Here is a 24,758-nt window from a genome sequence, read left to right as displayed (position 1 = left end):
GCTCCGGCCGGGTGGGGGGCGAGCCCGGCCGGAGCGCTGGAGGGGTGGCTACTTGTAGGCGGCGAACGCCTTGGTGAAGGCCAGCGGTTGCTGGAGGATCGAGCTGCACGTGGCGTCCGCGTGGTTCACGGCACCGGCCGCGCACTGCTTGTCACGGGTCGAGGACCACATGGCCAGCCATCCGAGCCCCTTGGACTTCGCGAAGTCGACGAGCTGGGTGGCGTCCTCGACCGTGAAGACCTCGGTGGTGACGTCGTTGACGCCGATCATGGGGGTGACGGCGACGGTCTTCCAGGCGGCCGCGTCCGAGAGTCCGAGCACGCCCTTGACCTGGGCCTGGGTGGCGGTCGCGGCCTGGATGGCGTACTGGCCCATGTCGCCGCTGTACGCCGGGCCGTAGTCCATCGCCATGATGTTGACGGCGTCGGTGCGTACGCCGTTCTTCCTGGCGTCGGCGAGCAGGTCCACGCCGGGCTGGGTCAGGCCTTCGGGCATGACGGGCAGCGTGAAGGAGACGTCCAGGCCGGGGTGCGACTTCTGGAGCTGCGCGATGGCCTGGGAGCGGCGGGTGTTGGCGGCGGTGTCTGGGAGGGCCGCGCCCTCGATGTCGAAGTCGACCTTGGTGAGGGCGTACTGGTCGACGACCTTGCCGTACGCCTTGGCGAGGTCGGTGGCCGTGGCGCAGTTGAGGGCCAGTTCGTGGCCGGCGGCGCCGCCGAAGGAGACGCGCACGTCACCGCCCTTGGCGCGCAGGGCGCCGATCTGGGCGGCGACCTTGTCGTCGGCCAGGGCGGTGACGCCGCCCCACAGGGGGGCGCAGGAGCCGCCGGAGGTGATGAAGGCGAGGGTGAACTCCTTGACGCCGGTCTTGGCGGCGGTGTCGAGCAGGTCGTACGCGGGGTGCAGCGAGGTGTCGACGTAGGGGGCGAACCGGGCGGCCGTGCCCTGCGCGGGCGGTGGGGTGGAGGCGGTGGGGGTGGGGGTGGGGGTGGGGGTGGAGGCGGTGGGGGTCGGGGTGCTCGCGGTCGGGGTGGGCTTGGCGGTGGCCGTGGGGGTGGGGGTGGGCTGCTCGGTGGGGCGGCCGCTGGGCTGCGGTGTGGTGCCGCCGCCGGGCGCGCAGGCCAGGTCGTCGATCCGGCACCCGGCGGGGTCGCCCGCGGTGCCCGACGCGCCGGCGACGAAGCCGACCGTGACGGAGGCGCCGGGGGCGAGCTGCTTGTTCCAGCTCGCGGGCTTCACGGTGACGTGCTGTCCGTCGACGGTGTGGTCGCCGTTCCACAGGGAGCCGAGCTTCGTCCCGGCGGGCAGGTCGAATTCGAGGGTCCAGCCGGACCGGGTCTCGCCGGTCTCGTTGGTGACGACGTACTGACCGGTGTAGCCGCCGTTCCAGGAGCTGGTCCTGGTGTACACGGCACCCACGGCGGCCGCCTGGGCGGTGCCGGTGAGGGCGAACGCCGCGCCGCCGGCCACCGCGGCCGCCAGGAGCGCGCCGATCGCCTTGTTCCTGCCGCTGACCCTGCGCCGGTGCGTCGCCCTGCCGCCCGTGGTGTCCGTGCTGCCCATCGCGTGCCTGCCTCTGTGTTACTGGGGGGTTTGGTGGTGCGGCAGCACGCTAGCGAGACGGAAACGGACAAATGTCCACTACGGGGCGGCGGTTGGAGAACTTAGGTTCCGCTTAAGGAAGGCATGGGGGCGGATTAATGCTGGGCCGGTCCGGTCAGTGCGGGGCCCGCCGGCGGCGCCGCATCCGGTGGCCGCGGCCCCTCCCCCGCCGCTCGACCGTCCCGCCCCGGCCGTCCAGCCCGATCCAGACGCGGACCTCCGTACCGCCGAGCACCGAGCGGCCGATGCGGACGTCCCCGCCGGTCGATTCGGCGACCCGCCGCACGATGTCCAGGCCGAGCCCCGTCGACCCGTCCCGCGCCCCGCTGTTGCCGCGCTCCAGGGCGGCCTCGGGATCGGCGATGCCGGGTCCCGCGTCCGAGACCAGGATGATGACGGCGTCGTCCCCGTTGTGGACGTCGACCGAGAAGGCGGTGCCCTCCGGGGTGTGGCGGAAGACGTTCCCGAGCAGGGCGTCCAGCGCGGCGACCAGTTCGGGGCGCGCGACGGGGATGCGTACGGGCCGGTCGACGCCCGCGAGGCGGACCTTGCGGCCCTCGTCCTCGGCGAGCGCGGACCAGAAGTCCATCCGTTCCCGTACGACCCCGGAGGCGTCGCACCCGGCGCCCGGGCCGGCCGCCTGGGTCTGCGGCTTGGCCTGCCGTGCCGTACGGATGATGGTGTCGACCTCCCGTTCGAGCTGCTCGACCGCCGCCCGGGTCTGGTCGGCGGCCGGCCCGTCGCCGAGCGAGGCGGCGTTGAGGCGCAGCACGGTCAGGGGCGTGCGCAGCCGGTGGGAGAGGTCGGCGGCCAGCTCCCGTTCGTTGGCGAGGAGCTGGACGACCTGGTCGGCCATCGAATTGAAGGCGATGGCGGCGGACTTGAGCTCCGGGGGGCCCTCCTCCGGCACCCGGGCGCCGAGCCTGCCCTCGCCCAGGTCGTGGGCGGCACGGGCGAGCCGCTGGGCGGGCTGCACCATGCGGACGCCGAGCCGGTCGGCGACGGCGACGGAGCCGATGACCAGCGCGAGGCCCACGCCGGCGAGGATCAGCCAGGCGGTGGTGAGGCCGTTGGAGACCTCCCCCTCGGGGACGTACACCTCGACGATCGCGATCTGGCCGGTGCTGATGGCGGTCGGCTGAAGGAGGGCGTAGCCGCCGGGGACCTCGGTGGTGGAGGCGCGCGGCACCCGGCGGACGGTGTCGAGGTCCTCCTCTGTGGCCCGGCCGGTGCCGATCTCCATGGCGCGGGCTCCCGGCCGGCCGGGCGGCGCCGGGATGTGGACGGCGAGCCGCCCCGCGGCGCCGGCCTGCGTGGAGGCGACGGCCCGGTCGAGCTGGCCGCGGTCGGTGGTGATGGACAGGGAGGTGCCGATGGCGGCGGCCTGCCGTTCGGCGTTGGTGAAGGCCCGGTCACGGGCCATCTCCTTGATGACGAGCCCCAGCGGCACGGCGAACGCGGCCACCACCATCACCGTGACGGCCAGCGCCACCTTGACGAGCGCCCACCTCACCGCACTCGGCTCGCTTCTCCGCCCGCGCGGCGCAGAGGTGCGGCTTTCGCGGTCGTCCGCGGCCCGGCGGCCGCCCCGCCGCGGCAGCGGCTGAGGTCACGGTCGACGCTCACTGCGGCGGCTCCAGTTTGACGCCGACACCCCGGAGGGTGTGCAGGTAGCGGGGTTTGGCGGCGGTCTCGCCCAGTTTCCGCCGCAGCCAGGAGAGGTGGACGTCGATGGTCTGGTCGTCCCCGTACGACTGCTGCCACACCTCGGCGAGCAGTTCCTTGCGTGGGACGACCACGCCGGGCCGGCCGGCGAGGAAGGCCAGCAGGTCGAACTCCCGGCGCGTCAGGTCCAGGCGTACGCCGTCCAGTTCGGCCTGGCGCCGCAGCGGGTCGACGGTCAGGCCGCCGACCTGGAGGACGCTGCTCGGCGGGGCCTCGCCGGCGGTGGCGCGGGACCGGCGCAGCACGGCGGCCATCCGCGCGGACAGGTGCTCCACGGAGAACGGTTTGGTGAGGTAGTCGTCGGCGCCGTCGTTGAGGAGCCGGACGATCTCGGTCTCGTCGTCCCGGGCGGTCGCGATGATCACCGGTACGTCGGTGATGCCGCGCAGCATCTTCAGCGCCTCCGACCCGTCCAGATCGGGCAGTCCGAGGTCGAGGATGACCACGTCGAACCGGAAATGGGCGACCTCGCGCAGCGCCTCCAGTGCCGTGCCGACGCTCCGTACGGTGTGGGAGGCCTCGGTCAGGTGCCGGATGAGGGCGGAGCGCACGAACTGGTCGTCCTCGACCACGAGCACACTTGCCATGGGCGGCACCGTACGCCATACGGCGGAATGAGGGGGACCGGTGTTGACCTCTGGGGCGTGTGGTGCAGGATGGCCCGGATGCGTAGAGGACTGGTACACGCGGTGGCGTGGTCGCTCGCCACGGGCGCGGCGGTCACCCTGTCGTGGTGGGGCGTCCACACGGTGATGGCCGGTACGGCGTACGACCCGCCGCGCGCCCTGCCGATCACGGCTGACCGTCCCGCGGCGAGCCCGAGCGGGTCGCCCCGGGTCTCGTCCACGCGCCGCCCGCAGGCATCCCCCGCCCCGAGCCGCACACCGGCCCCGGTGTCCTCCGCCGCTCCGAGCCGCCGCACGCCGCCGGTCTCGTCCTCGCCCCCGCCCCGGCGCCCGCCGTCACCGGCACCGAGCACCCCGCCCGCGAGCACGGGTGCCGTGAAGAGCTACACGGTCGACGGCGGCCGGGTGGCCTTCGACATCGGTGCCGCCTCGGCGGAGCTGGTCTCGGCGACGCCGGCGCCCGGCTGGCAGATGCAGGTGTGGAAGCAGCCGACCTACATCCGGGTGACGTTCAGCCGGGACGGCCGGGAGAACGACGTGTTCTGCACCTGGCACGACCACGCGCCGATGGTGCAGATCGACGAGCGCTAGTCCAGTCGGCCGTCGGCCCGGTACGACTTCGTCCAGGTGGCGCCGCAGCGGCAGCGGTAGTGCTCGACGAGTGCGCCGCTCCTGGTGACGCCCATGCCCTGGTGGACGCGGACGTGGACGTGCGCGGCCATGACCGTCCCCTTTCCGCCGGTGTGTGCCTCTTGGCCGATTCTCGGCTCGGCGTCCGGTTCCCGGCAAGAAGCTGTCCGATAGGCGGACGGGACCGGCCGTCGGTCACTCGAACACCGCGGCGGGCGGTACGGGTGAGTCCTTGGCGCTCGCGTCGGTGACGGCGGCCGCCCCGCCCGTGAAGTCGGCCAGCCCCCGGCCGTGCTCGACGCGCCCGGGGTGCGGGTCGGTGGCGACCCGCCGGGTCAGCTCGGCGACGGGCAGCGGTACGGCGGAGGCGAGGAGCACGGCGTTGCCGAACCGGCGGCCGCGCAGCACGGCCGGGTCGGCGGCGAGCGCCAGCTCGGGGAAGACGGCGGCGGCGGTGGCGACCTGGCCGCGCAGATGGGCCAGCGGCGGCCCGTCGGCCAGGTTCGCGGCGTAGTACCCGCCGGGTGCGAGGACGCGCCGGACCTCCTCCAGGAACTCCGTGCTGGTGAGGTGCGCGGGGGTGCGGGCGCCGCTGAAGACGTCCGCGACGACCAGGTCCGCCCAGCCGTCCGGCACCTTGCCGAGCCCGGCGCGGGCGTCGGCGCCGCGCACCCGGACGCGGGCGCCGGGGTCGAGCGGCAGTTCGCGGCGGACGAGCTGGACGAGGGGCGCGTCCACCTCGACGACCTGCTGGGTGGAGCGGGGCCGGGTGGCGGCCACGTACCGGGCGAGGGTGAACGCACCGCCGCCGAGATGCACCACCTGGAGCGGTTTGTTGGGCGGGGCGACGAGGTCGGCGACATGACCGAGCCGCCGCTGGTACGGGAAGCTCAGCCGGGCCGGTTCGTCGAGGTCCACGTGCGACTGGGGCGCCCCGTCGATGAGCAGCGTCCAGGCCCGCGAGTGGTCCGGGTCGGGTATGAGCTCCGCGACGCCGCCGGCCACGGTCTCGACGACGGCCTCGGCCGCCGCCGCCCGCCCGCGCCGCTTGTTTCTTGCCATCCCCCCATTATCGGCGCCCGGGATCCCGCCGGACCCCGCCCCGGGACGTGTGCGCCGTCACCGGCAGTTGTCGGCGGCCTCGATCAGACGGGCGGCCTCGCCCAGCGCCTCACGGAGCACCACCGGGTCGGTGACCGGCCCGGTGTCCGCCGGCGGGAGCAGCCAGCCGGAACCGGAGACCGGGGGCTCCGGGTGGTCGCCGGCCGGCGCCGGGATCCGCAGGCCGCGCCCGTCCGTGCGCGTACAGGCACTGCCGGGCACGTCCCAGCCCGCGGCGGTGCCGGGGGGCACCAGGAAGCCCAGGGTGTCGCACGACCCGTCGTGCAGCACCGGCCCGACCGCCGGGGCGCCGCCGCGCCGCAGGATGTCGACGGCCTCGAGGCCCTGGCGGGCCGGAACGGTCACCAGATCCCAGGGCTCGCCCTGTTCGGGCGCGGCGCTCGCGTCCGGCGCCGGCCAGTGCGGCGCGGCGCTCCGTGGCGCGCCGTCGGACCGCGGATTCACCTGCATGCCGACCTCCAACAAGGGATCCCCTCCTCGCTCGAGTCCCCGTGTGGAGACACCTGGCGTCTCTCCACATGGTTCAACGCGCATGCCCGTCAACGGCTACGGCGGCTCGCCGCCGCAAAGGATGGCAGTTCATGGCGGATCGTGGGTGAGATATCCGGTTTGTAGGCAAACACTGTGTGTCCGGCCCGTCACAGCAGGTACGTTCTTGCTCCGCCGGAACAGCGGCTGTGCGGTACGCGGGAGAGGGCTCGGCCATGGCGACGTCACGGACGGTTCCCAACCTCGCCTTCCGCCGGCTGCGCGGGCAGCACTCCCCGGGGGAGTTCGCGGCCGCGGTCCGCCGGGCAGCCCGGGAGATCGGTGAGCAGGTGGCGTGCGACGCCCGCTACATCGGGCGCGTGGAGTCGGGCGAGATCCGCTGCCCCAACTACGCGTACGAACGGGTGTTCCTGCACATGTTCCCCGGACTGTCCCTGACCGACCTGGGGTTCGCCGCCCGGGAGCAGGTGCGCGGCCGGGCAGCGCGTGCCGCGGCCGCGCACCCGCCGGCGCCGGACACCGACACCACCATCCGGAACGATGAGGAGAGCGACGTGCTGCGTCGCGCATTCATGACGAGCGGCACCGCCACCGTGGCGGCCGCCTCGCTCGGCCTCGGCGGCATCGTCCCCGCGCCGCGCGCCGGCGGCAGGTACGGCGAGACCGAGGTGGGCGCCGTCGAGGAGGCGGTCCGGCGGATCCGGCTGCTCGACGACCGGCACGGCGCCGACCGGCTCTACCGCACGGCCGCCGAGCCGCTCCGTACCGCGTACGCGCTGCTGGACGCGGGGACCGCCGTACGGCAGTCGACCGCCGACCGGATGCACGCGGGCGCGGGCGAACTGGCGCTGTCCGTGGGCTGGCTGGCCCACGACTCGGGCCGGCTGGAGGACGCCCGCTCGCACTACGCCGAAGCCCTGGCCACCGCGCGCGTGGCGGGCGACCACGCGCTGGAGGCGCACGCGTTCTCCAACGCGTCGTTCCTGGCCAGGGACGCGGGCCGGTACCGGGAGGCGGTACGCGCCGCCCAGGCCGGCCAGCGGGCGGCCCGCCACCTGTCCTCGCCGCGGCTGCTGGCGCTGCTGTCCCTGCGGGAGGCGGGCGGCCGGGCCGGGCTGGGCGACCGGGCCGGGTGCGAGGAGGCCCTGGGGCGGGCCCACACGCTGTTCGGGCGCGGCCCGGGCGGCGCCGACCCGGAGTGGATGTCCTTCTTCGGCGAGCCGGAGCTGGAGGCGCTGGAGGCCCAGTGCTGGTCGGCGCTGGGCGACTGGGCGCGCGCCGCCCGGCACGCCCACCGGGCGACGGTCCTCCAGGACCCGCACTTCACCCGCAACCTGGCCCTGTACCGGGCCCAGCTCGCCACCGACCTGGCGCGCGCCGACGCCCCCGAGGAGGCCGCGTCGGCCGGCGGACGGGTGCTGGACCTGCTGGACCAGGTCCAGTCGAGCCGCATCCGCGCCCTGCTGGACGAGACGGTACGGCTGCTCGCCCCGTACCCGGCCGGCGACGCGGTGTCGGCGTTCGTCGCCCGCCACGCCGCGCTCGGAGCACGCTAGGTCGTGTCCGCGAAGTCCCGCCCGGCCCGCGGTGCCCCAAACGCTCCCCAGGGGTCAGGCCCCGTCAGCCCTCCAGGTGGCCCGTGTCGTTCCAGCGCTCGATCGCGGGGTCGCCGTACGCCCAGCCCAGGGCGGACAGGCTCGTGGGGTCGAGGCGGATCCGGGCCGCGAACGACACCGGCTCGCCCAGCCAGCGCGCGGCGATGGAGCGCAGGATGTGGCCGTGGGCGAAGACCAGGACGTCCCGGTCGGCCGAGCGGGCCCAGTCGACGATCGTGTCCGCGCGGTCGGAGAGCTGCGCCAGGGTCTCCCCCTCCGGCACGCCGTCGCGCCAGATGAACCAGTCCGGCCGGCCCGCCTTGATCTCGGCCGGCGTCATGCCCTCGTAGGCGCCGTAGTCCCACTCCATCAGCGCGTCCCAGGGCTCGGCGCGGTCGCCGAAGCCGGCCAGTTCGCAGGTCTCCCGCGCGCGCACCAGCGGGCTCGTACGGATCTCCGTGCCGTCCAGACCGTCCCAGGGCCCGCGCTGGAGCCGTTCGCCGAGCAGCTTCGCGCCCCGGCGGCCCTCCTCGAGCAGCGGTATGTCCGTCCTGCCGGTGTGCTTGCCCAGCAGTGACCACTCGGTCTGGCCGTGCCGGGCGAGCAGGATCCGCGGTGCCATGAGGGCTCTCCTGAAGTCTCGCGAGGGGTGTCCCTCCATCATCGCGCACCTGGACTCCGGGTTACGAGGCGGGCAACCCGCGCGGTCCGCGGGGCGTCCCTGTGGGGGGAGTGCACAGGGGGGAGCGTCCGTATGCCGTACGCCGCGGGGGGACACCGGCCGCGCTGGTGGGCCGAGACCGCGCTGCTCGCGGTGGTGTACGCCGCCTACTCGGGGGGCCGGCTGCTCGCCCGGGGCGACGAGCGGGACGCGGTCGGGCACGGGCTGGCGATCCTGCGGCTGGAGGAGGCCCTGCACCTGGACGCGGAGCATCCGCTGAATCGTCTCTTCACCGGTACGCCGGCCCTGGGGATACCCGCGGACTTCGCGTACGCCTCGCTGCACTACCTGGTCACGCCGGCCGTCCTCGTGTGGCTGTTCCGCCGCCGCCCGGCGCACTACCGGGCCGCCCGGACCTGGCTGATGGTCTCCACCCTGCTGGGGCTGGTCGGCTTCACGCTGCTGCCGACCTGCCCGCCCCGGCTGCTCGGCGCCGGCGAGGGGTTCACGGACACGATGGCGTACTACAGCGCGTACGGCTGGTGGGGCGGCGAGGCGAGCGCCCCGCGCGGGCTGGGCGGGATGACCAACCAGTTCGCGGCGATGCCCAGCCTGCACGTCGGCTGGGCGCTGTGGTGCGGGGTGGTGCTGTTCCGGTACGGGCGGGCGCCGCTGCTGAGGGTCCTCGCCGTCGCGTACCCGGCCCTCACCGTCCTCGTCGTCATGGGCACGGCGAACCACTACCTCCTGGACGCGGTGGCGGGCGTCGCGGTCATGGGACTCGGGTGGTGGCTGACGTGGACGCCGGGCGTCCGGGCCCCGGTTGTCAGTGACGGATGCGAGACTTCCGCGGGTGAGCGAATCCCTGGGCAGCGGACCCGTCCCGCGTCCGCAGACGACACTGCGACAGCAGCTGGCTGAGCTGCGCGGTCCGACCGCCGCGCCGCGTCCGCTGGACGCCCGTGCGCTGGCGGCGCTGGCCGCCAACCCCGGCTGCCGGCGCCGGGCGCTGCTGGACGGCGCCGGTGTCGACAAGGCCGCGCTGGCCTCCGCGCTGGGCGCGCCGTCGGGCTTCGGCCAGTCGCAGTTCGCGTTCATGCGGGGCAATGCCTTCGAGGCCCGGGTGAAGGCCGACGGCGGGCGGGAGCTGATGCGGCTGCTGGGCGTGGCCGAGCCGGCGGAGGTGCGGGTGCCGGACCTGGCGGCGGCCGGGCCGGAGGGCCGTGCGGCGCGCACCGCGCTGGCGCTGCGGGAGGCGACGGAGGCCGGGGCGTGGTCGCTGCTCGACCATCCGATGCTGGCCCTGGAGGTGGCCGGTTCGCCCGCGTATCTGGAGCCGGACGCGGTGGTGGTGGGTCCGGACGGGCGGTGGACGGTCGTCGAGATCAAGTCGTTCCCGATGATCGACGGTTCCGCGGACGCGGCGAAGGTGGGCGCGGCGGCCCGGCAGGCCGCGGTGTACGTGCTGGCGCTGGAGCGGGTCGCGGCGGTGACCGGGGACGCGGAGGTGGCGCACTCGGTGCTGCTGGTGTGCCCCAGGGACTTCTCCAACGAGCCGGCCGCCTCGGCCGTCGACGTGCGCAAGCAGTTGTCGGTGACCCGGCGGCAGCTCGCCCGGCTGACCCGGATCGAGGACATCGCGGCGGCCCTGCCCGAGGGGGTCACCTTCGACATGGCGGCCTGCTCGGCGGAGCAGTTGGCGGCGGCGGTGGAGGCGGTGCCGCACGCGTACGCGCCGGAGTGCCTGGCGGCGTGCGAGCTGGCGTTCCACTGCCGCGACCGGGCCCGGGCGGCAGGGGCGGTGGAGACGCTGGGCCGTTCGGTGCGCGGTGAGCTGGGCGGGCTGACGACGGTGGGCGGGGTGCTGGCGGCGGCGCGGGGCGAGGCGGGTGATCCCGCCGATCCGGCGGTGGCGGCGCTGCGGCAGGCGGCGGCCCTGCGGGCCCAGTCCCTGGAGGCGGTGCGGGCATGTCGCTGATCTCCACGCTCGCCCGGCTGGAGGCCGTCGAGTCGGGCCGCGCCCAGCCGCTGGCGACGGTGCGGCACCGGCACGTGTCCGGGCGGCCGCTCGTCCTCGTACCGCTGACGACCGCCGGTGAGGCGGGCGCGCCGCTGGGGGCGCTGGTCGGCACCGATCCGGAGGAGCCGCGGCTGCTGGTGGTGGCCCAGCCGCGCGACCGGGACCTGCGGTTCGCGTTCCTGGCGGACCTGGCCGAGGCGGTCCTGCCGTACGTCGACGGGTTCGCGGACGACGTCGAGGCGGCCGAGCGCAACGAGACCGATCCGGAGACCGGCAGGAAGGTCAAGGTCGAGGTGGAGCTGTGCGCGGACGCGCCGCAGCTCATCGTGCCGAGCCGGGCCGGCGTGGAGTACGTGCGGCTGCTGGGCCGGTCGATGCGGTTCCGGCGCACCGCCGAGCAGGACCCGGAGACGCCGTTCCCCGCGCCGCCGCGCGTGCCGCTGCTGGGGCGGTGGCTGACGCACTACGGGGAGCGGGCCCGGGTGCCGGGCTCGTCGCTGCTGCTGGCGGCGACCGATCTGCTGAACCGGCACTGGGCGACCGGCCAGTCGTCGCTGGAGGACCAGCACCTGGGGGCGCTGCTCGCCTGGATCGACGCGCCGGAGGGCGGTTCCGGCGCCGAGGCGGCCCTGCGCGCGGAGCTGGGGCGGGACCGGGACGGTCAGCTCCTGTGCCCGCCGGCCGGTCCGGCGACCGACCCGGCGTTCGACAACCGGCTGCTGGCCCCGGCGATCGAGCGGTTCGACCGGGCCCGGCAGGCCCTGGCGTCGGCCGAGGACGGGGAGGCGGCCGACGAGCGGCTGGGCGAGCTGCACCGCGCCGAGCGCGAGGTCCGGCGGCTGGTCCTGACCCAGCTACGGCCGACGTGGCACGCCGTGTGGCGGGCGGTCGAGCTGGTGCGCGCGCTGCCGCCGGGCTCCCGGGTGGCGGACCGGTGGACCCGCGACCGCTGGTCGTTCACCGGCCACCGGGACCGGGTGCGGGCGGGCGAGCCGCCGCAGCCGCGCCGGGACGACGCGGTGACGGCGGCGAACAAGCTGGCCGCCCGGGAGGGCGCCCAGGCGCAACTGGAGGCGCAGGAGGCGCTCGACGACCCGCTGGTGATGGCGGCCCGGCGGCTGGCGGGTGAGGCGTTCGCGGCCGAGGTGGTGGACGTGACGATGGCCTGGTCGGAGTCGAAGCGGCCGGCACCGCGCCCGCTGCTGACCGTGCGGACGGACGACCGGCCGCACCTGGGCGAGGGCGTGAAGGCGTACCGGTCGCTGGACGGCAAGCCGCAGGCGGCCCAGTTCGTGCGGTACGAGGAGGACGGGTCGCTGGTGCTGCGGGTGCTGGACCGGATGGGGCGGGGCAAGGAGCCGGCCGAGGGGTCGGTGCCGGAGAAGGGCGACCGCCTGGTGTGGACGCTGTTCGAGCACGACCAGCGGGTGGGCCCGAAGCTGCCCGACCCGGAGGAGACGCCCTGGACGCACGGGGGTCCTCCCCGGGTGGACGCGGCGGAGGCCCCTGATCCCGTGACGCCGGAGGACCTGCTGTGACGTCCCTGCCCTTCGACCCTTCCGCCGAGGCGGCCCGGGCGACCCGGGGGATCCTCGCCGACACGCTGCACGGGGACGCGCGCGGCGTCGTCGTGGACTCGCCGCCCGGGGCGGGGAAGTCCACCCTCGTGGTGCGCGCCGCGCTGGAGCTCGCGGCGGCCGGCCGGCCGCTGATGGTGGTGGCGCAGACGAACGCCCAGGTGGACGACCTGGTGCTGCGGCTCGCCGAGAAGGAGCCGGAGCTGCCGGTGGGCCGGCTGCACAGCAACGACCCCGACCCGTACGACAAGGCGCTCGACGACCTGGGGAACGTGCGGAAGTCGGCCAGGGCGGCGGACCTGGCCGGGCTGGACGTGGTGATCTCGACGGCCGCGAAGTGGGCGCACGTCAAGGGCGTCGAGCCGTGGGGGCACGCCATCGTCGACGAGGCGTACCAGATGCGGTCGGACGCGCTGCTTGCGGTGGCGGGGCTGTTCGAGCGGGCGTTGTTCGTGGGCGACCCGGGGCAGCTCGACCCGTTCTCGGTGGTCGGCGCGGACCAGTGGGCGGGCCTGTCGTACGACCCGTCCGCGAGCGCGGTGTCGACGCTGCTGGCGCACAACCCGGACCTGCCGCAGCACCGGCTGCCGGTGTCCTGGCGGCTCCCGGCGTCGGCCGCGCCGCTGGTGTCGGACGCGTTCTACCCGTACACGCCGTTCCGCAGCGGCACCGGGCCGGGTGACCGGCGGCTGTCCTTCGGGGTGCCGTCGGACGGTTCGGGGCCGGACCGGGTGCTGGACGAGGCGGCCGCGTCGGGCTGGGGCCTGCTGGAGCTGCCGGCCCGGCACACCCCGCGCACGGACCCGGAGGCGGTCCGGGCGGTGGCGCTGGTGGTGCGGCGGGTGCTGGACCGGGGCGGGGCGGCCGTGTCGGAGCGGTCGGCGGACCCGGTGCCGCTCACGCCGGACCGGGTCGCGGTCGGCACCGCCCATCGCGACCAGGCGGCCGCGGTGCGGGCGGCGCTGGCCGAGCTGGGGGTGGCGGGCGTCACGGTCGACACGGCGAACCGCCTCCAGGGGCGTGAGTACGACGTGACGGTGGTCCTGCACCCGCTGTCGGGCCGCCCGGACGCCACGGCGTTCCACCTGGAGACGGGCCGGCTCTGCGTCCTGGCCTCCCGCCACCGGCACGCGTGCGTGGTGGTGTGCCGGGCGGGCGTCGCCGACCTGCTGGACGAGCACCCCTCGACGGAGCCGGTCCAGCTTGGCGTGACGGTGAAGTTCCCGGACGGCTGGGAGGCCAACCACGCGGTCCTCTCCCACCTGGCCGAACACCGCGTGACCTGGGTGCCGTAGGGCCGGGGCGGCGCGGGGAGGGGGCGTACTTGCGCCGGGCGGGAGAATAGAGGGTGGTCCATCACGACGGGGGCGTCCCCGCGGGTGGGGGAAGCGCGTCGTGCGAAGAGGAGACGTTCATGGCGGAGACCGAGCGGAGCGAGCAGCGGCGGCTGAGGCCCGCACCCCTGCTCTTCGAGCCTGCGGAGGCCGCCTCCGACCCCGAGCACTTCTTCGACCTGGAGTCGATGGAGGACCCGCGGGAGCTGCTCGCCCGGTCCACGGAGCTGGCGCTGGCTTTCCGCGCGGCGACCGACCGGGCGGTGGAGTTCCAGGCGGTGGCGGCCGCGCAGCTCGCCGATCCGCGGCGGTTCGACCGGCTGACGGCCGGGGACATCGCCGAGCGCGCCGAGTGGACCGAGGACTACGCCAAGAAGATGATCGAGTTCGGGCGTGACCTGCTGCGTGGCGGAGGCCGTCCCGGCGACGAGTAGCCGGGTGGCATATGACCGGGGCGCAAGATACTCCTCCCGGCGGAGGCCTGTCCCTGTTTCCGCCAACTCCCCGGAACCGGACCGTCACGGGCGGTACACCTTGGTGTCATGAGCGCTTGGCTGCGAAACGAATCGCCCCTGGACCACGCCACCGAGGTCACGGCGCCCGGAGCCGCCTGGCTGGCGTCGGCCGCCGCGTACCCGCGTTCCACGCTCGCCCTGTGGGAGTCCCGGCCGGCCGCGCCGGCGGTGCTGCCCTGCGGCTCCGTCTTCGACGTGGTGAGCGTCGAGTCCGTCTTCGGGCGCCGCATGCTCGACCGGCTGTGGGCGGAGGGGCCCGGTTCCGGTCCGGTCGCCGTTCACCGGGGGCGGATGCTGTTGTTCACCGCGCCCGGCACCGCCCACCGGCTGCCCTCGCTGCTCCGCTGGGAGGAGTGGGGCGAGGCCGTACCGCCCCTGCTCTGCCACAGCACCGGGGACGCGGTCACCGTCCCCGCGCTGACGCCCTCGGACGCGGCGGTGGGCGGCGCGCGGACCGGCGGCGCGCCGCGCTGGCTGGTGGCGCCGGACACCCGTCATCCCTGGCTGCCGGGGCCGGAGGTGATCCTCTGGGCCTGTGTGCGGGCGGTGCGGGCGGGGGCCGCGGCGGGCGTGCGGGTTTCGATTTTTCCTCCCGCCGATCAGGGTGCTAAGGTCTACGACGTCAGCAGGCGCCGCTAGCTCAGTTGGTTAGAGCAGCTGACTCTTAATCAGCGGGTCCGGGGTTCGAGTCCCTGGCGGCGCACAGACGGAAGAAGCCCCTCGCGAAAGCGAGGGGCTTCTTCGTTCCCGGCGCCTCTTCGCCCCGGCGCCTCTTCGTCCCGGCGCCTCTTCGTTTCCGGCGCTCCCCGGCCCCGCCGCTACGGGACCGTGACCCGCACCGTCCAGGTGCCCGTCCGGGTCCGGTCGGCAACCTCGACGCGGGCGTTCTCCCCCGGCACCGTGAAGGTCTCGCCGACGCGCAGCGGCGCGTCCGCCAGTGGCGGGTAGACCGACCGGTCGTGGCAGGCGCCGGTCGAGGGGTGGGTGTCGACCACCTCGACGGGGCCGCCGCCCGACACCGCGTCCGTACGGACCCGGTAGATCAGCACGCCCTCGGTGCAGGTGCCCTGGTCGTTGCCGGTCGCCCCGCGCGCCTCGATCGCCAGCGCGCTGGTGCTGCTGGTCCTGACGACGGCCAGCCGGGTGCCCACCGAGGCACCGCGCGGGGGCGCGGCCGCCAGCGGTTCCAGGGTGAAGCGGCTGTCGCCGGACTCGCCGGGCGCGCCCACGCAGTACACCTGGCGCCGGTCCAGCCAGCCCAGTTTCCACTTGTGCCAGCCGAAGGGTTCGGGCGCGAGGGCGAACTGGCTTCCCATCACGTCCCAGTCCCCCACATGGGTGTCCCAGTCGCCCTTGCCGTCCATCGGCCGGTGGTAGAGGTCCGGCAGGTCGAATACGTGTCCGGTTTCATGGGCGAGGACGTTGCGGTCCGGCGGGTGCCGTTCGAAGACGGTGACCACCCGCTTGATCGCCGTACCGTCGGCGTACAGCGGGGTGCTGAAGTTGACGACCTTCGTCGCGTCGGAGTCCACGCCGGGCGCGTCCGGGTCGGCGACCAGGTAGACGATGTCGTACCGGGAGAAGTCGACCACCGGGTCCGCGGCGGCGAGGGCGTCGCGCAGGTAGGCGGCGCGGCGCCCCGGCTCCCAGTCGCGCCGTATGGCGTACGAGGTGGAGGCGTGCGGCATCCGGAGCCACTCGGCGCGCGGGTGGGGGCGCAAGGTGAACCTGCCGTAGGAGGCCCGCCGGAAGAAGTGGCTGGTCGCGGGGAAGTAGTCGGCCGCGAGCGCGGCGGGGTCGGTCAGCGGCCGGGAGTCGGGGAACGACAGGAAGACCATCAGGGCGTCCAGCGTCCGCACGGGCCGCGGGTAGGCGGTGTTCCAGGTGTCCAGGCCGAGCGAGTGATGGGCGTCGGTGCGCGGCAGGGCGCAGGGGCCGGCCGCGGGGGCGGCGTTCGCGGGACCGGCGACGAGACCGGTGGCCGCGAGCGAAAGGAGGGCGAAGAGGCCCGCCGCGGTGGCACGCAGGCGGCGGCGCTCCACTCCGTCGGGTGGCTGCTGACCCTCCACGTCGACCTCCGGTGCGGCAATCGGGACGTCTCACTACCCTGTGACGTTTTGTGCCGTTACGCCCTGTTCCGCTGCCCCACCCGGGTGACTGGGCGACGCGCCGCACCGGTCCGCGAAGTTCACCGACAGTCACAACCGATCACGGCAGAACCGGGCGGGGCCACACCCGTGCAGAAACGATCGGCCGCCCGCGGAGGGCGGATTCCTCACAGGAACCCCACCCGTCTCATGCGGTGGCGGCGCTGGAACGGCCGCCGTTGAAGCCTCTATGATCGGCACACTTTCCTGGCCGACCCATCCCGACCACATCTGTGCGTCACAACTGCCTTGCGGGAGCGAGCCGTGAACGGAACCTCCGAAGGACCGGGAGCTGCGGCGGTCTCACCGACCGCAACCGCCCCGCGGCCGGTCACCGAGAGTAATGAAACGGCCGAGGGGCCGCGCCACCCGGCCGCCGTCGTCCGCGTCCCGGCGGAAGCGCCCGGACCGCGCGCCACGAACCTCCCGGACGACTACCGCGCCGCCTTCAACGCCGCCCACCTCGCCATGGCGGTCGTCGACCCCGAGGGGCTGGTGGTCACCGCGAACGAGTCCCTGGCCGCCCTGCTCGGCACCGACACCGCCTCCTTGCGCGAACAGGCCGCCGCCGACCTCGTCGACCTGGCCTCCGACACCCGCACCTGGCACGCGTACCGCGAGGTGCTGCGGGGCCGGCGCTCCCGCTTCCGCTGCACGCGCCGCCTCAAACACCCCGACGGGCGCTCCCTGTGGGCCGAGGTGACCGTCGCCCCGGTCACCGCCGGCCGGGGCGTCCTGCTGTCCATCGCGGACATCAGCGACCGGCGCCAGCTCCAGGCCCGGCTGCGGCACCTCCAGATGCACGACCCCGTGACCCGGCTGCCCAACCGCACCCTGTTCTTCGAGCGCCTGACCTCGGCGCTGGAGAACTCCTCGTACGACGACGGCGGCACCGGCCGCATCGGGCTGTGCTACCTGGACCTCGACGGGTTCAAGGCGGTCAACGACACCCTCGGGCACCGCGTCGGCGACCGGCTGCTGGCCGCCGTCGCCACCCGGCTCACCGAGTGCGCCGACGGCGACGGCCACACGCGCGGTGGCGGGCACCTGGTGGCCCGGCTCGGCGGGGACGAGTTCGCCATCCTGGTCGAGGACTCCACCGGTACGGAACAGCTCGCCGACCTCGCCCGGTCGGTGCTCGCCGCCGTACAGAAGCCGTTCGACCTGGCCGGGCAGCGGCTGTCGGTCTCGGCGTCCATCGGGGTCGTCGAGCGGACCGCGGCCGGCACCACCGTCAACGGCCTGATGCAGGCCGCCGACACCACGCTGTACTGGGCCAAGGCCGACGGCAAGGCCCGCTGGACGCTGTTCGACCCCGAGCGCAACGCCCACCGGATGACCCGGCAGTCGCTCTCCTCCACCCTCCGCCGGGCCGTCGAGCGGGGCGAGTTCGCGCTGGAGTACCAGCCGCTGGTGGGCATGGCGGACGGGACGGTGCGGGGCGTGGAGGCCCTGGTCCGCTGGAACCACCCGCAGTTCGGCACCCTGGCGCCGAATCGGTTCATCGGAATTGCTGAAGAAGACGGCTCGATCGTGCAGCTCGGCCGCTGGGTGCTGCGCACCGCGTGCCGCCAGGCCCGGCGGTGGCAGGTCGACCAACCCGGCGAGCGCCCGCTGTTCGTGAGCGTCAACGTGGCCGTGCGCCAGGTGTGGGACTCCGACCTGGTCGCGGACGTGGCCGAGATCCTCGCGGAGACCGGCCTCGCCCCCCACCTGCTCCAGCTCGAGCTGACCGAGTCGGCGGTGATGGGCTCGGCCGGACGGCCGCTGCAAGCCCTCCAGGCGCTCAGCGACATGGGCGTACGGATCGCCATCGACGACTTCGGCACGGGCTACTCCAACCTCGCCTACCTCAGCCGCCTCCCCGTCAAGGTGCTGAAGCTGGACGGCTCCTTCGTGCGCGGGTTCCAGGACGAGGAGCACCCCAACCCGGCCGACGAGGTGATCGTCGAGGCGCTGGTGCAGCTCGCGCACCGGCTCGGGCTGACCGTCACCGCGGAGTGCGTGGAGACCTCGGGCCAGGCCGCCCGGCTGCGCCGCATCGGCTGCGACACCGGCCAGGGCTGGCTGTACTCCCGGGCGGTCGCCGCCGAGCGGATCGCCGAGCTGATCGGCGTCACCCCGGGCTGACCGGACCGGGGGCCTCCCCGCGGCTCACGGTCAGCGCGCTGCGGACGAAGTCCCGCACCACGGGCGGCACCTCGCCGCCGGACCGCCAGACGACGCCCACCTGGCTGTGGCTGACCCCGCGCACCGGCCGGTAGACCACGTCGGGGCGCTGGTAGAAGCGGGCGGTGGCCTCCGGGGTGAGGCCGATGCCGTAGCCGCTCGCGATGGCGCCCAGCCACTCGTCCGGGTTGTTCGCCACCGCGCCGACCGTCACGGGGTGCCCGTCGCGCTCGTCGACGGCCAGCCAGTAGTCGCGCCACCAGCCGGAGGCGTCCGGCGTGGTGACGAACGGCTCGTCGAGGACCTCCCGGAAGTCGATCACCTCGCGGTCCGCCAGCCGGTGCGCGGCCGGCAGGGCCAGCCAGCGGTCCTCGGTGAGCAGCACCTCCACGCCGTGCTCGTCCTGGCCGGGGAACGGCAGCCGCAGCAGCGCCACATCGGTCCCGCCGCCGGCCAGTCCGGCCGTCGGGTCCTCCCAGCCCGTCTGGACCAGCCGCACCCGCCAGCCGGGGCGGCGCCGGGCGAACTCGGCGATGATCTGCTGGGTCAGCTCGTTGGCGGCCGACGCCACGAAGCCGACCCGCAGCACCCGCTGCGCCCGCTCGGCCGCCGACTTGGTCGTGAGCAGCGCCGTCCTCCAGGCGTCGAGGACGGGGGGTACGGCGGCGGCGAGCGCGGTACCCGCGTCGGTGAGGGCCATACCGTTGCGCGAGCGGACGAACAGCTCCACGCCCAGTTGGGCCTCCAGTTGCCTGACCTGCTTGGTCAGTGCGGGCTGGGAGATGAACAACCGCTCGGCGGCACGGGTGAGATGGCCCTCTTCGGCGACGGCGGCGAAGTAACGCAGCAGCCGGGTGTCGATGTCCATGCCACAAGGTTATGGATTCAAGCATTGGACCGGAGTGGTCGGGCGGAGGGAGGCTCGACCACACAAGGAGCCGCACACGGGGAAGGGTTGAGATGAGCAACCCCAACATCGACCTGATCAAACGTTTCTGGGCCGGGTACGCCACCGGGGACCTGGAAGGACTGCGCGAGACGGTGCTCGCGCCGGACGCGGTGTGGCACGTGCCGGGCAACCATCCGCTGGCCGGCAGCCACCGCGGGGCGGAGGGCATCACCACGTACCTGGAGGGACTGGCGACCGGGGACTTCACCGCCGACGTCTGGTACGCGGGGGCGGACGAGAGCCATGTGGTGGAGGTCCACCACTGCGTGAGCCACCGGGGGGACGGCACGGACATCGACATGGACTGGGTGCTGGTGTTCCGGATGGAGAAGGGCCGCATCGCCGAGATACGGCACTTCCCGGCGGACCAGGCCGCCGTGGACGAGTTCTTCAACGTCCTCGTCGACAACGGCTGAACGACGGGCCGCCGCCCCCCGTCGGGACGCGGGGGGCGGCGGTCGTGCGGGGGCGGCGGTGGTGTGGGAGGGCCGCCCCGGAGGGGGGTGGGATCAGCAGGCGCCGAGGTCCTGCCAGACGCCCCACTCACCGGTGGTGCCGGGCTCCTCGCCCTTCGTCCACCACTTGGCCTTCCAGGTGTGCCCCTTGTGCGCGACCTGCGCGCCACCGGTGTACTCGGTGGCCGGCGCCAAGGCCGCCGCGGAGCAGCCGGCCGGCGGGTCGGTCGGCGTCGGAGTCGGGGTGGGGGTCGGGGTGGGCGTGGGGGTCGGGGTCGGGGTCGGGGTGGGCGTGGGGGTCGGGGTCGTCGGGGACGAGCCGACCGCGGCCACGATGTCGTTCAGCAGCGTGGTCCGCTCGTCCAGTCCGAGCAGCGAGTACATCATCGCGCCCGCCAGGCCCCGGCTGTGGGCGTAGTCCGCGCGGGCCTGGACGGCACGCTTGTCCAGCCCGGTGAAGAACTCGCCGTCCTTGTAGAAGTACGCGGCCTTCGCCTCGTCGTCCCAGAAGGTGGTCGCCGGGTTGTCGACGATGCCGCCGAGCTCCTTGTAGTGGGCGATGCCCGCCTGCTGGCTGACCGGCCGGGCGGCGGAGGCGCCGGTCGCGGGCTGCCCGAGACCGTTCCTGGCGCCCGCCGGGACGCCCTTCCAGCCGCGGTAGTAGAACTCGTAGCCCAGGGTCAGCTTGTTCGCCGGGAAGCCGCCCGCGATGCCGTACGCCGGCTTGCCGTCGATCCAGGAGTCGATGGCGTTGTCGATCGAGTACTTCTCGGTGCCGGGCTTGACCGGGTCGGTCGGGTCACCGGCGCCGGAGTACAGCGGGGACTGGTGGTACGCGGGCCCGTCGCCGTCCCAGGCGCCGTGCATGTCGTACGTCATGATGTTCGCGTAGTCGAGATACGCGCCGATCTTGTCCGTCTCGATGTTCTTGATCTTGTCCTGGCCGGCCGGCAGCGCGGCGGTCAGCAGGTACTTCTTGCCGCCGTGGGCGGCCCCGTAGGCGTCGAGCTGCTTGCGGAACTCGGCGAGCAGCAGCGTGAAGTTCTGCTTGTCCTCGGGTCCGTAGTGGTTGCCGAGGTGGCCGTCGGGCGAGCCCGGGTACTCCCAGTCGATGTCGATGCCGTCGAAGATCCCGGCGGCGGTGCCGGGGCCGCCGTACCCGCCCTCGACGGGCAGGTCGCCGGCGATGTACTGCTTGACGCAGGAGGCCACGAACTTCTTGCGGCTCGCGTCGGTCTTCGCCGCGTCGTGGAAGTACTTGGAGTAGGTCCAGCCACCCAGCGAGATGTTGATCCTGAGCTTGGGGTACTTCGCCTTCAGCTCCTTGAACTGGTTGAAGACGCCCACGATCGGCTGGTCCCACTTGTCGGCGACCCCGTCGACGCTGTCGGCCGCCGAGAAGGAGCGCTGGTAGTCGGCGTACGAGTCGCCCGCGCCGTCACCGGCGTTGGGGTTGTTGTCGTCGCCCGCCGCCTTGTTGGCCTCGAAGCAGGTCAGCTCGGTGGGGTGGATGTTGCCGAACGAGTAGTTGATGACGTCCAGCTTGCCGGCGATCCCCCGGGTGTCCAGGTGCTTGGGGTAGAAGGCGTTGCCGTACACGCTCCACTGGTCGTAGTACGCGATCTTCACCCCGCCGGTGGAGGCGGCTGCGGGCTGGGCGGTGGCCGTGCCGCCGGCGGTGGCCAGCACACCGGCGGCGAGCGCCACGCCGGTGAGCGCGGCGATGAGGGGTTTGCGGTGGTGCACGTGCGGCCTCCGGGGTTGTACGCGGCGGTAGTTGACGAAGTGATAACCGCCGCGCGAACACCGCGTCAATGGTCCGGACCAAATGAGGACTAGACCAATCTCCGGGCAAAACCGCTCGTCACGGCCCGCGTCCGCACAGGAAGAACCGCTCGCCACCACAGGTGACGAGCGGTTTAAGCCTGCCTTAGGAACCTTGTGCGCCCGTTCCCGAGGGAGAACCATCCGGCAGATCGTAGACGTCCGCGATCAGCTCGTACGAGCGCAGCCGCGCCTCCGCGCCGTGCGCGTTGGCCGTGATCATCAGCTCGTCGGCACCGGTCCGCTTCCGCAGGCCGTCCAGGCCGTCGCGGACCGCGTCCGGCGTGCCGTGCACGACGTTCGCCAGCCAGCCGTCGACGAAGTCCCGCTCGGCGGCGCTGAACGCGTACGCCTCCGCCTCCTCCGGCGTGGGGATCAGGCCGGGGCGCCCGGTGCGCAGCCGGACCATGGACAGGGCGCCGGTGAGCACCTGCCGCCGCGCCTCCTTCTCGTCGTCCGAGGCCAGCGCGGAGACGCCGATGAGGGTGTACGGCTCGTCGAGCACCGCGGACGGGCGGAACGAGTCCCGGTACAGCTCCAGCGCCGGGACCGTGTTGTGCGCCGAGAAGTGGTGGGCGAACGCGAACGGCAGCCCCAGCATCCCCGCGAGCCGCGCACTGAAGCCCGAGGAGCCCAGCAGCCACACGGGCGGCCGGCCCGCAGGGCCCTGCACCGGGCCCGGCACGGCGTGGATCCGGGCGTAGGGGTGGCCGTCGGGGAAGTCGTCGTCGAGGAACCGGGTGAGCTCGGCGAGCTGCTCGGGGAACTCGTCGGCGCCCTCGCTCAGCCGGTCGGTGCGGCGCAGCGCCGCGGCGGTGGCGCCGTCCGTGCCGGGGGCGCGGCCGAGGCCGAGGTCGATGCGGCCCGGGGCCATGGCCTCCAGGGTGCCGAACTGCTCGGCGATGACGAGCGGGGCGTGGTTGGGCAGCATGACGCCGCCCGAGCCGAGCCGGATGCGCTCGGTGTGGGCGGCGAGGTGCGCGAGGATCACGGCCGGGGAGGAGGAGGCCACGCCGGGCATGGAGTGGTGCTCGGCGACCCAGTGGCGGTGGTAGCCGCGGTGCTCGGCCAGCCGGGCGAGGGCGACGCTGGTACCCAGGGCCTGGGTGGCGGTGCGGCCGCTGCCCACCGTGACCAGGTCCAGTACGGACAGGGGTACGGGCGCGGTCCCCCGCGCCGTGCCTCGAATGGCGTCGTGACTCACCGGTGGGACCCTCCTGCGCGGAACGTGCGGACGACCACCGTCAACAGGAGGGCCTCTCCGGTTATTCCCCCTTGCGGGCGAACAGCGTCCCCAGGTCCGCCGACCACGCCCCGCGCCGCTCCGCCAGCCGCAGCCCTTCCCACACGGTCACCTGGTTGGCCGTGAGCACCGGTTTGCCCACCGCCGCCTCCAGTTCCGGCAGGCACGCCACCGTGTGCAGCGCCGTGCCGGGTACGAGGACGGCCTCGGCGTCCGGACGGTCGGCCGCCCGGACCAGCTCCAGCACCCGCTCCGGCCCCCAGGCGGCGGCCTCGGCGGCCGTGGCGACCCCGCTCGACCGGGCCCCGGTGACCTCGATGCCCGCCGCCCCGAGGAAGCGGACGAACAGCCGCGTGACGTCCTCCGGGTACGCGGCGGCCACCGCCACCCGCCCGGCCCCCACCTCGCGCGCCGCGTGGACGAAGCCGAACGAGGTGCTCGACGCCGGCAGCCCGGCCGTCACCGCCAGGGTGCGGATCTGCTCCTGGGCCCCGTCCCAGCCGTGCACGAACGAGCCGCTGGTGCTCGCCCACACCACGGACTCGGCGCCGGACAGCCGCAGCTCCTCCGTCCCGGCCGCCAGCCGCTCCGCGGAACCGCGGTCCAGCAGCGTGTCGACGCGGTGGGCGTCCTCACCGGGGCCGGTGTGGACGATCGGCACGTTCACGCCCGTCAGCAGCGTCTCGATCCGGGGATAGTCGTCCTCGGCGGAGTGCCCGGGATGGAGCAGGCCCACCGTCGTCATGTCACGCCCTCCTGTCCTTCGGGTCCGCCGGCACCGGGCCCGGGGCCCGCCGCCGCCCGCCGCGCCGGGTCCGCCGGCGCACGGCACGGCACCTCTCGCAGGGGGCCGGTGCGCCCCGGGGAGGCCCGCCCGTGACGGCTGCCCCCGCTCCCCGCGGATAGTCCTGCGCCGCGCCCGGCCGTCTTGTTGACGACGGTGGGTCCGGGTGCCACCGTGGTCGACCGATGACGCCGCCGACCCTGCTCGTCCTCCGGGCCGACCCGCCGCCCCGCCTCGGCCGGCTGACCGGGCGGGTCCACGTCCGGTACGCCGACGGGCGCACCCTCGCCGAGGCGCTGCCCTCCGCCGACGTCCTGCTGGTGTGGGACTTCACCTCCGACGCGGTCCGCGCGGCCTGGCCCGGCGGCGGGCCCCGGCCCCGGTGGGTGCACACGCCGAGCGCCGGGGTCGACCGGCTGCTGTGTCCGGAACTGGTCGCCTCGGACACGGTGGTGACGAACGCGCGGGGCGTGTTCGAGGAGCCGATCGCCGAGTACGTGGCGGGGCTGGTTCTCGCCATGGCCAAGGACCTGCCCGGCACCCTGGAGCTGCAACGGCGCCACCACTGGCGGCACCGCGAGAGCCTGCCGGTCGCCCGGAGCCGGGCGGTGGTGGTCGGGTCCGGGCCGATCGGCCGGACGGTCGCCGGCACCCTGCGGGCGCTGGGGGTGCGGACCGCGGTCGTGGGGCGGACGGCACGGCCGCGCGTCCACGGGGCCGACGAGCTGGACCTGCTGCTGACGCGGGCGGACTGGGTGGTGTGCGCGGCACCGCTGACCGAGGAGACCCGGGGCATGTTCGACGCGCGGCGCTTCGGGCTGATGCAGCCGTCGGCCCGGTTCGTCAACGTGGGGCGCGGCGCGCTGGTGGTGGAGGACGACCTCGTGGCGGCGGTCACCAGGCGGTGGATCGCGGGGGCGGCGCTGGACGTGTTCGCCGAGGAGCCGCTGGCCGAGGACAGCCCCCTGTGGGACGTGCCCGGGCTGATCGTCTCGCCGCACATGAGCGGGGACACGGTGGGCTGGCGGGACCGTGTGGGGGAGCAGTTCGTCGACATGTTCGAGCTGTGGGCGGCCGGGCGGCCGCTGCCGAACGTGGTGGACAAGGAACGCGGGTACGTGCCCGGGCGCGACTGAGCCGGCGGCGCACGGGCGCGTGACGGCCGCTCCCCGGCCGGGGCCGGGTGAAAATCTTCTCGAACCCGGCGCCCGCACGGGCCCGTGACCCCGTCGACGCGGTGCCCTGACCTCTCGTTACCGCCCGGAAGTTTGCCGTGGGCATATGCCCCGGT

At 74.3% G+C, this 24,758-nt stretch carries 23 protein-coding genes and 1 tRNA gene; 12 read left to right on the top strand and 12 right to left on the bottom strand.

Annotated elements, in window-relative coordinates; translation table 11 throughout:
- Positions 1 to 48: 48 nt before the first annotated feature.
- The 3 genes from ACZ7LK_RS00875 to ACZ7LK_RS00865 form a co-directional block, all read right to left on the bottom strand.
- Positions 49 to 1,563, bottom strand: a complete 1,515-nt coding sequence (locus tag ACZ7LK_RS00875; RefSeq protein WP_469463825.1) for a glycoside hydrolase family 18 protein — start codon at positions 1,561 to 1,563, stop codon at positions 49 to 51.
- A gap of 154 nt (positions 1,564 to 1,717) precedes the next feature.
- Positions 1,718 to 3,115: a sensor histidine kinase gene (locus ACZ7LK_RS00870; protein WP_469463824.1), complete on the bottom strand. Its 1,398-nt coding sequence runs from the start codon at positions 3,113 to 3,115 to the stop codon at positions 1,718 to 1,720.
- Positions 3,116 to 3,224: 109 nt separating this feature from the next.
- Entirely contained in the window at positions 3,225 to 3,914 is a 690-nt protein-coding gene (locus tag ACZ7LK_RS00865; protein ID WP_392274530.1) for a response regulator transcription factor, read from the bottom strand.
- A 69-nt stretch (positions 3,915 to 3,983) separates the two neighbouring features.
- Between ACZ7LK_RS00865 and ACZ7LK_RS00860 the strand changes: the two genes are divergently transcribed.
- Entirely contained in the window at positions 3,984 to 4,544 is a 561-nt protein-coding gene (locus ACZ7LK_RS00860; RefSeq protein WP_392274529.1) for a hypothetical protein, read from the top strand.
- Here ACZ7LK_RS00860 and ACZ7LK_RS00855 read toward each other — a convergent pair.
- The 3 genes from ACZ7LK_RS00855 to ACZ7LK_RS00845 form a co-directional block, all read right to left on the bottom strand.
- The gene (locus ACZ7LK_RS00855) at positions 4,541 to 4,675 is read right to left on the bottom strand and encodes a hypothetical protein (protein WP_392274528.1); all 135 of its coding nucleotides are present in this window, start codon (positions 4,673 to 4,675) and stop codon (positions 4,541 to 4,543) included. The two genes, ACZ7LK_RS00860 and ACZ7LK_RS00855, sit on opposite strands and share 4 nt — an antisense overlap.
- Positions 4,676 to 4,778: 103 nt before the next feature.
- Positions 4,779 to 5,645: a spermidine synthase gene (locus ACZ7LK_RS00850; RefSeq protein ID WP_471137755.1), complete on the bottom strand. Its 867-nt coding sequence runs from the start codon at positions 5,643 to 5,645 to the stop codon at positions 4,779 to 4,781.
- 57 nt (positions 5,646 to 5,702) lie between these two features.
- The gene (locus ACZ7LK_RS00845; RefSeq protein WP_392274526.1) at positions 5,703 to 6,155 is read right to left on the bottom strand and encodes a hypothetical protein; all 453 of its coding nucleotides are present in this window, start codon (positions 6,153 to 6,155) and stop codon (positions 5,703 to 5,705) included.
- Between the two features lie 254 nt (positions 6,156 to 6,409).
- On the opposite strand from ACZ7LK_RS00845, the gene ACZ7LK_RS00840 reads away from it, so the two are divergent.
- Positions 6,410 to 7,750, top strand: coding sequence for a tetratricopeptide repeat protein (locus ACZ7LK_RS00840; protein ID WP_471137753.1), 1,341 nt, complete (start codon positions 6,410 to 6,412; stop codon positions 7,748 to 7,750).
- A 64-nt stretch (positions 7,751 to 7,814) separates the two neighbouring features.
- On the opposite strand, the gene ACZ7LK_RS00835 is transcribed toward ACZ7LK_RS00840, so the two are convergent.
- On the bottom strand, positions 7,815 to 8,411 hold the full coding sequence (locus tag ACZ7LK_RS00835) for a histidine phosphatase family protein (RefSeq protein WP_469463821.1): 597 nt from the start codon (positions 8,409 to 8,411) through the stop codon (positions 7,815 to 7,817).
- Positions 8,412 to 8,543: 132 nt separating this feature from the next.
- Here ACZ7LK_RS00835 and ACZ7LK_RS00830 point away from each other — a divergent pair, with 132 nt between their 5' ends.
- From ACZ7LK_RS00830 to ACZ7LK_RS00800, 7 genes are all read left to right on the top strand, one after another.
- Complete coding sequence (locus tag ACZ7LK_RS00830) at positions 8,544 to 9,371, top strand: phosphatase PAP2 family protein (RefSeq protein WP_471137751.1); 828 nt, start codon at positions 8,544 to 8,546, stop codon at positions 9,369 to 9,371.
- Positions 9,304 to 10,428, top strand: coding sequence for a hypothetical protein (locus tag ACZ7LK_RS00825; RefSeq protein WP_392274522.1), 1,125 nt, complete (start codon positions 9,304 to 9,306; stop codon positions 10,426 to 10,428). The genes ACZ7LK_RS00830 and ACZ7LK_RS00825 overlap by 68 nt, the downstream gene beginning before the upstream one ends.
- Positions 10,419 to 12,008, top strand: a complete 1,590-nt coding sequence (locus ACZ7LK_RS00820; protein WP_471137749.1) for a hypothetical protein — start codon at positions 10,419 to 10,421, stop codon at positions 12,006 to 12,008. The genes ACZ7LK_RS00825 and ACZ7LK_RS00820 overlap by 10 nt, the downstream gene beginning before the upstream one ends.
- 5 nt (positions 12,009 to 12,013) lie before the next feature.
- Positions 12,014 to 13,342, top strand: coding sequence for an AAA domain-containing protein (locus tag ACZ7LK_RS00815; protein ID WP_392274867.1), 1,329 nt, complete (start codon positions 12,014 to 12,016; stop codon positions 13,340 to 13,342).
- A gap of 119 nt (positions 13,343 to 13,461) precedes the next feature.
- On the top strand, positions 13,462 to 13,815 hold the full coding sequence (locus ACZ7LK_RS00810; protein ID WP_392274520.1) for a hypothetical protein: 354 nt from the start codon (positions 13,462 to 13,464) through the stop codon (positions 13,813 to 13,815).
- Positions 13,816 to 13,923: 108 nt separating this feature from the next.
- Positions 13,924 to 14,535, top strand: coding sequence for a bifunctional DNA primase/polymerase (locus tag ACZ7LK_RS00805; protein ID WP_392274519.1), 612 nt, complete (start codon positions 13,924 to 13,926; stop codon positions 14,533 to 14,535).
- Positions 14,526 to 14,599 (top strand) — tRNA-Lys (locus ACZ7LK_RS00800). Before ACZ7LK_RS00805 ends, ACZ7LK_RS00800 begins: the two co-directional genes overlap by 10 nt.
- Positions 14,600 to 14,714: 115 nt before the next feature.
- On the opposite strand, the gene ACZ7LK_RS00795 is transcribed toward ACZ7LK_RS00800, so the two are convergent.
- On the bottom strand, positions 14,715 to 15,965 hold the full coding sequence (locus ACZ7LK_RS00795; protein ID WP_469463817.1) for a M6 family metalloprotease domain-containing protein: 1,251 nt from the start codon (positions 15,963 to 15,965) through the stop codon (positions 14,715 to 14,717).
- A gap of 342 nt (positions 15,966 to 16,307) precedes the next feature.
- On the opposite strand from ACZ7LK_RS00795, the gene ACZ7LK_RS00790 reads away from it, so the two are divergent.
- Positions 16,308 to 18,173, top strand: coding sequence for a putative bifunctional diguanylate cyclase/phosphodiesterase (locus ACZ7LK_RS00790; protein WP_471137748.1), 1,866 nt, complete (start codon positions 16,308 to 16,310; stop codon positions 18,171 to 18,173).
- Here the strand turns inward: ACZ7LK_RS00790 and ACZ7LK_RS00785 are convergent.
- Positions 18,160 to 19,080: a LysR family transcriptional regulator gene (locus ACZ7LK_RS00785; RefSeq protein WP_469463815.1), complete on the bottom strand. Its 921-nt coding sequence runs from the start codon at positions 19,078 to 19,080 to the stop codon at positions 18,160 to 18,162. The genes ACZ7LK_RS00790 and ACZ7LK_RS00785 overlap by 14 nt on opposite strands.
- Positions 19,081 to 19,172: 92 nt before the next feature.
- On the opposite strand from ACZ7LK_RS00785, the gene ACZ7LK_RS00780 reads away from it, so the two are divergent.
- On the top strand, positions 19,173 to 19,577 hold the full coding sequence (locus ACZ7LK_RS00780) for a nuclear transport factor 2 family protein (protein WP_392274515.1): 405 nt from the start codon (positions 19,173 to 19,175) through the stop codon (positions 19,575 to 19,577).
- Between the two features lie 93 nt (positions 19,578 to 19,670).
- On the opposite strand, the gene ACZ7LK_RS00775 is transcribed toward ACZ7LK_RS00780, so the two are convergent.
- The 3 genes from ACZ7LK_RS00775 to ACZ7LK_RS00765 all read right to left on the bottom strand — a co-directional run bounded on the left by ACZ7LK_RS00775 (position 19,671) and on the right by ACZ7LK_RS00765 (position 23,428).
- Positions 19,671 to 21,362, bottom strand: coding sequence for a glycosyl hydrolase family 18 protein (locus ACZ7LK_RS00775; protein WP_471137747.1), 1,692 nt, complete (start codon positions 21,360 to 21,362; stop codon positions 19,671 to 19,673).
- Between the two features lie 184 nt (positions 21,363 to 21,546).
- Entirely contained in the window at positions 21,547 to 22,644 is a 1,098-nt protein-coding gene (locus tag ACZ7LK_RS00770; protein WP_392274513.1) for an LLM class flavin-dependent oxidoreductase, read from the bottom strand.
- A gap of 61 nt (positions 22,645 to 22,705) precedes the next feature.
- Positions 22,706 to 23,428 carry a maleate cis-trans isomerase family protein gene (locus tag ACZ7LK_RS00765; RefSeq protein ID WP_471137746.1) on the bottom strand — a complete coding sequence of 241 codons (723 nt, stop codon included), beginning with the start codon at positions 23,426 to 23,428 and terminating at the stop codon, positions 22,706 to 22,708.
- A 224-nt stretch (positions 23,429 to 23,652) separates the two neighbouring features.
- On the opposite strand from ACZ7LK_RS00765, the gene ACZ7LK_RS00760 reads away from it, so the two are divergent.
- The gene (locus tag ACZ7LK_RS00760) at positions 23,653 to 24,603 is read left to right on the top strand and encodes a D-2-hydroxyacid dehydrogenase (protein ID WP_392274511.1); all 951 of its coding nucleotides are present in this window, start codon (positions 23,653 to 23,655) and stop codon (positions 24,601 to 24,603) included.
- Positions 24,604 to 24,758: the final 155 nt, after the last annotated feature.

This window comes from Streptomyces sp. NPDC039423 (genome assembly GCF_055598725.1).
Note: the sequence above shows the minus strand (reverse complement) of the source record. Positions and strands in the feature narration are given on the sequence as shown.

What these genes read in the sequence shown, in the direction of transcription:
- ACZ7LK_RS00875 (WP_469463825.1), bottom strand. Translation starts at nt 1,563, where the DNA reads ATGGGCAGCACGGACACCACGGGCGGCAGGGCGACGCACCGGCGCAGG.
- ACZ7LK_RS00865 (WP_392274530.1), bottom strand. Translation starts at nt 3,914, where the DNA reads ATGGCAAGTGTGCTCGTGGTCGAGGACGACCAGTTCGTGCGCTCCGCC.
- ACZ7LK_RS00860 (WP_392274529.1), top strand. Translation starts at nt 3,984, where the DNA reads ATGGCCCGGATGCGTAGAGGACTGGTACACGCGGTGGCGTGGTCGCTC.
- ACZ7LK_RS00855 (WP_392274528.1), bottom strand. Translation starts at nt 4,675, where the DNA reads ATGGCCGCGCACGTCCACGTCCGCGTCCACCAGGGCATGGGCGTCACC.
- ACZ7LK_RS00850 (WP_471137755.1), bottom strand. Translation starts at nt 5,645, where the DNA reads ATGGCAAGAAACAAGCGGCGCGGGCGGGCGGCGGCGGCCGAGGCCGTC.
- ACZ7LK_RS00845 (WP_392274526.1), bottom strand. Translation starts at nt 6,155, where the DNA reads ATGCAGGTGAATCCGCGGTCCGACGGCGCGCCACGGAGCGCCGCGCCG.
- ACZ7LK_RS00840 (WP_471137753.1), top strand. Translation starts at nt 6,410, where the DNA reads ATGGCGACGTCACGGACGGTTCCCAACCTCGCCTTCCGCCGGCTGCGC.
- ACZ7LK_RS00835 (WP_469463821.1), bottom strand. Translation starts at nt 8,411, where the DNA reads ATGGCACCGCGGATCCTGCTCGCCCGGCACGGCCAGACCGAGTGGTCA.
- ACZ7LK_RS00830 (WP_471137751.1), top strand. Translation starts at nt 8,544, where the DNA reads ATGCCGTACGCCGCGGGGGGACACCGGCCGCGCTGGTGGGCCGAGACC.
- ACZ7LK_RS00820 (WP_471137749.1), top strand. Translation starts at nt 10,419, where the DNA reads ATGTCGCTGATCTCCACGCTCGCCCGGCTGGAGGCCGTCGAGTCGGGC.
- ACZ7LK_RS00810 (WP_392274520.1), top strand. Translation starts at nt 13,462, where the DNA reads ATGGCGGAGACCGAGCGGAGCGAGCAGCGGCGGCTGAGGCCCGCACCC.
- ACZ7LK_RS00805 (WP_392274519.1), top strand. Translation starts at nt 13,924, where the DNA reads ATGAGCGCTTGGCTGCGAAACGAATCGCCCCTGGACCACGCCACCGAG.
- ACZ7LK_RS00785 (WP_469463815.1), bottom strand. Translation starts at nt 19,080, where the DNA reads ATGGACATCGACACCCGGCTGCTGCGTTACTTCGCCGCCGTCGCCGAA.
- ACZ7LK_RS00780 (WP_392274515.1), top strand. Translation starts at nt 19,173, where the DNA reads ATGAGCAACCCCAACATCGACCTGATCAAACGTTTCTGGGCCGGGTAC.
- ACZ7LK_RS00765 (WP_471137746.1), bottom strand. Translation starts at nt 23,428, where the DNA reads ATGACGACGGTGGGCCTGCTCCATCCCGGGCACTCCGCCGAGGACGAC.
- ACZ7LK_RS00760 (WP_392274511.1), top strand. Translation starts at nt 23,653, where the DNA reads ATGACGCCGCCGACCCTGCTCGTCCTCCGGGCCGACCCGCCGCCCCGC.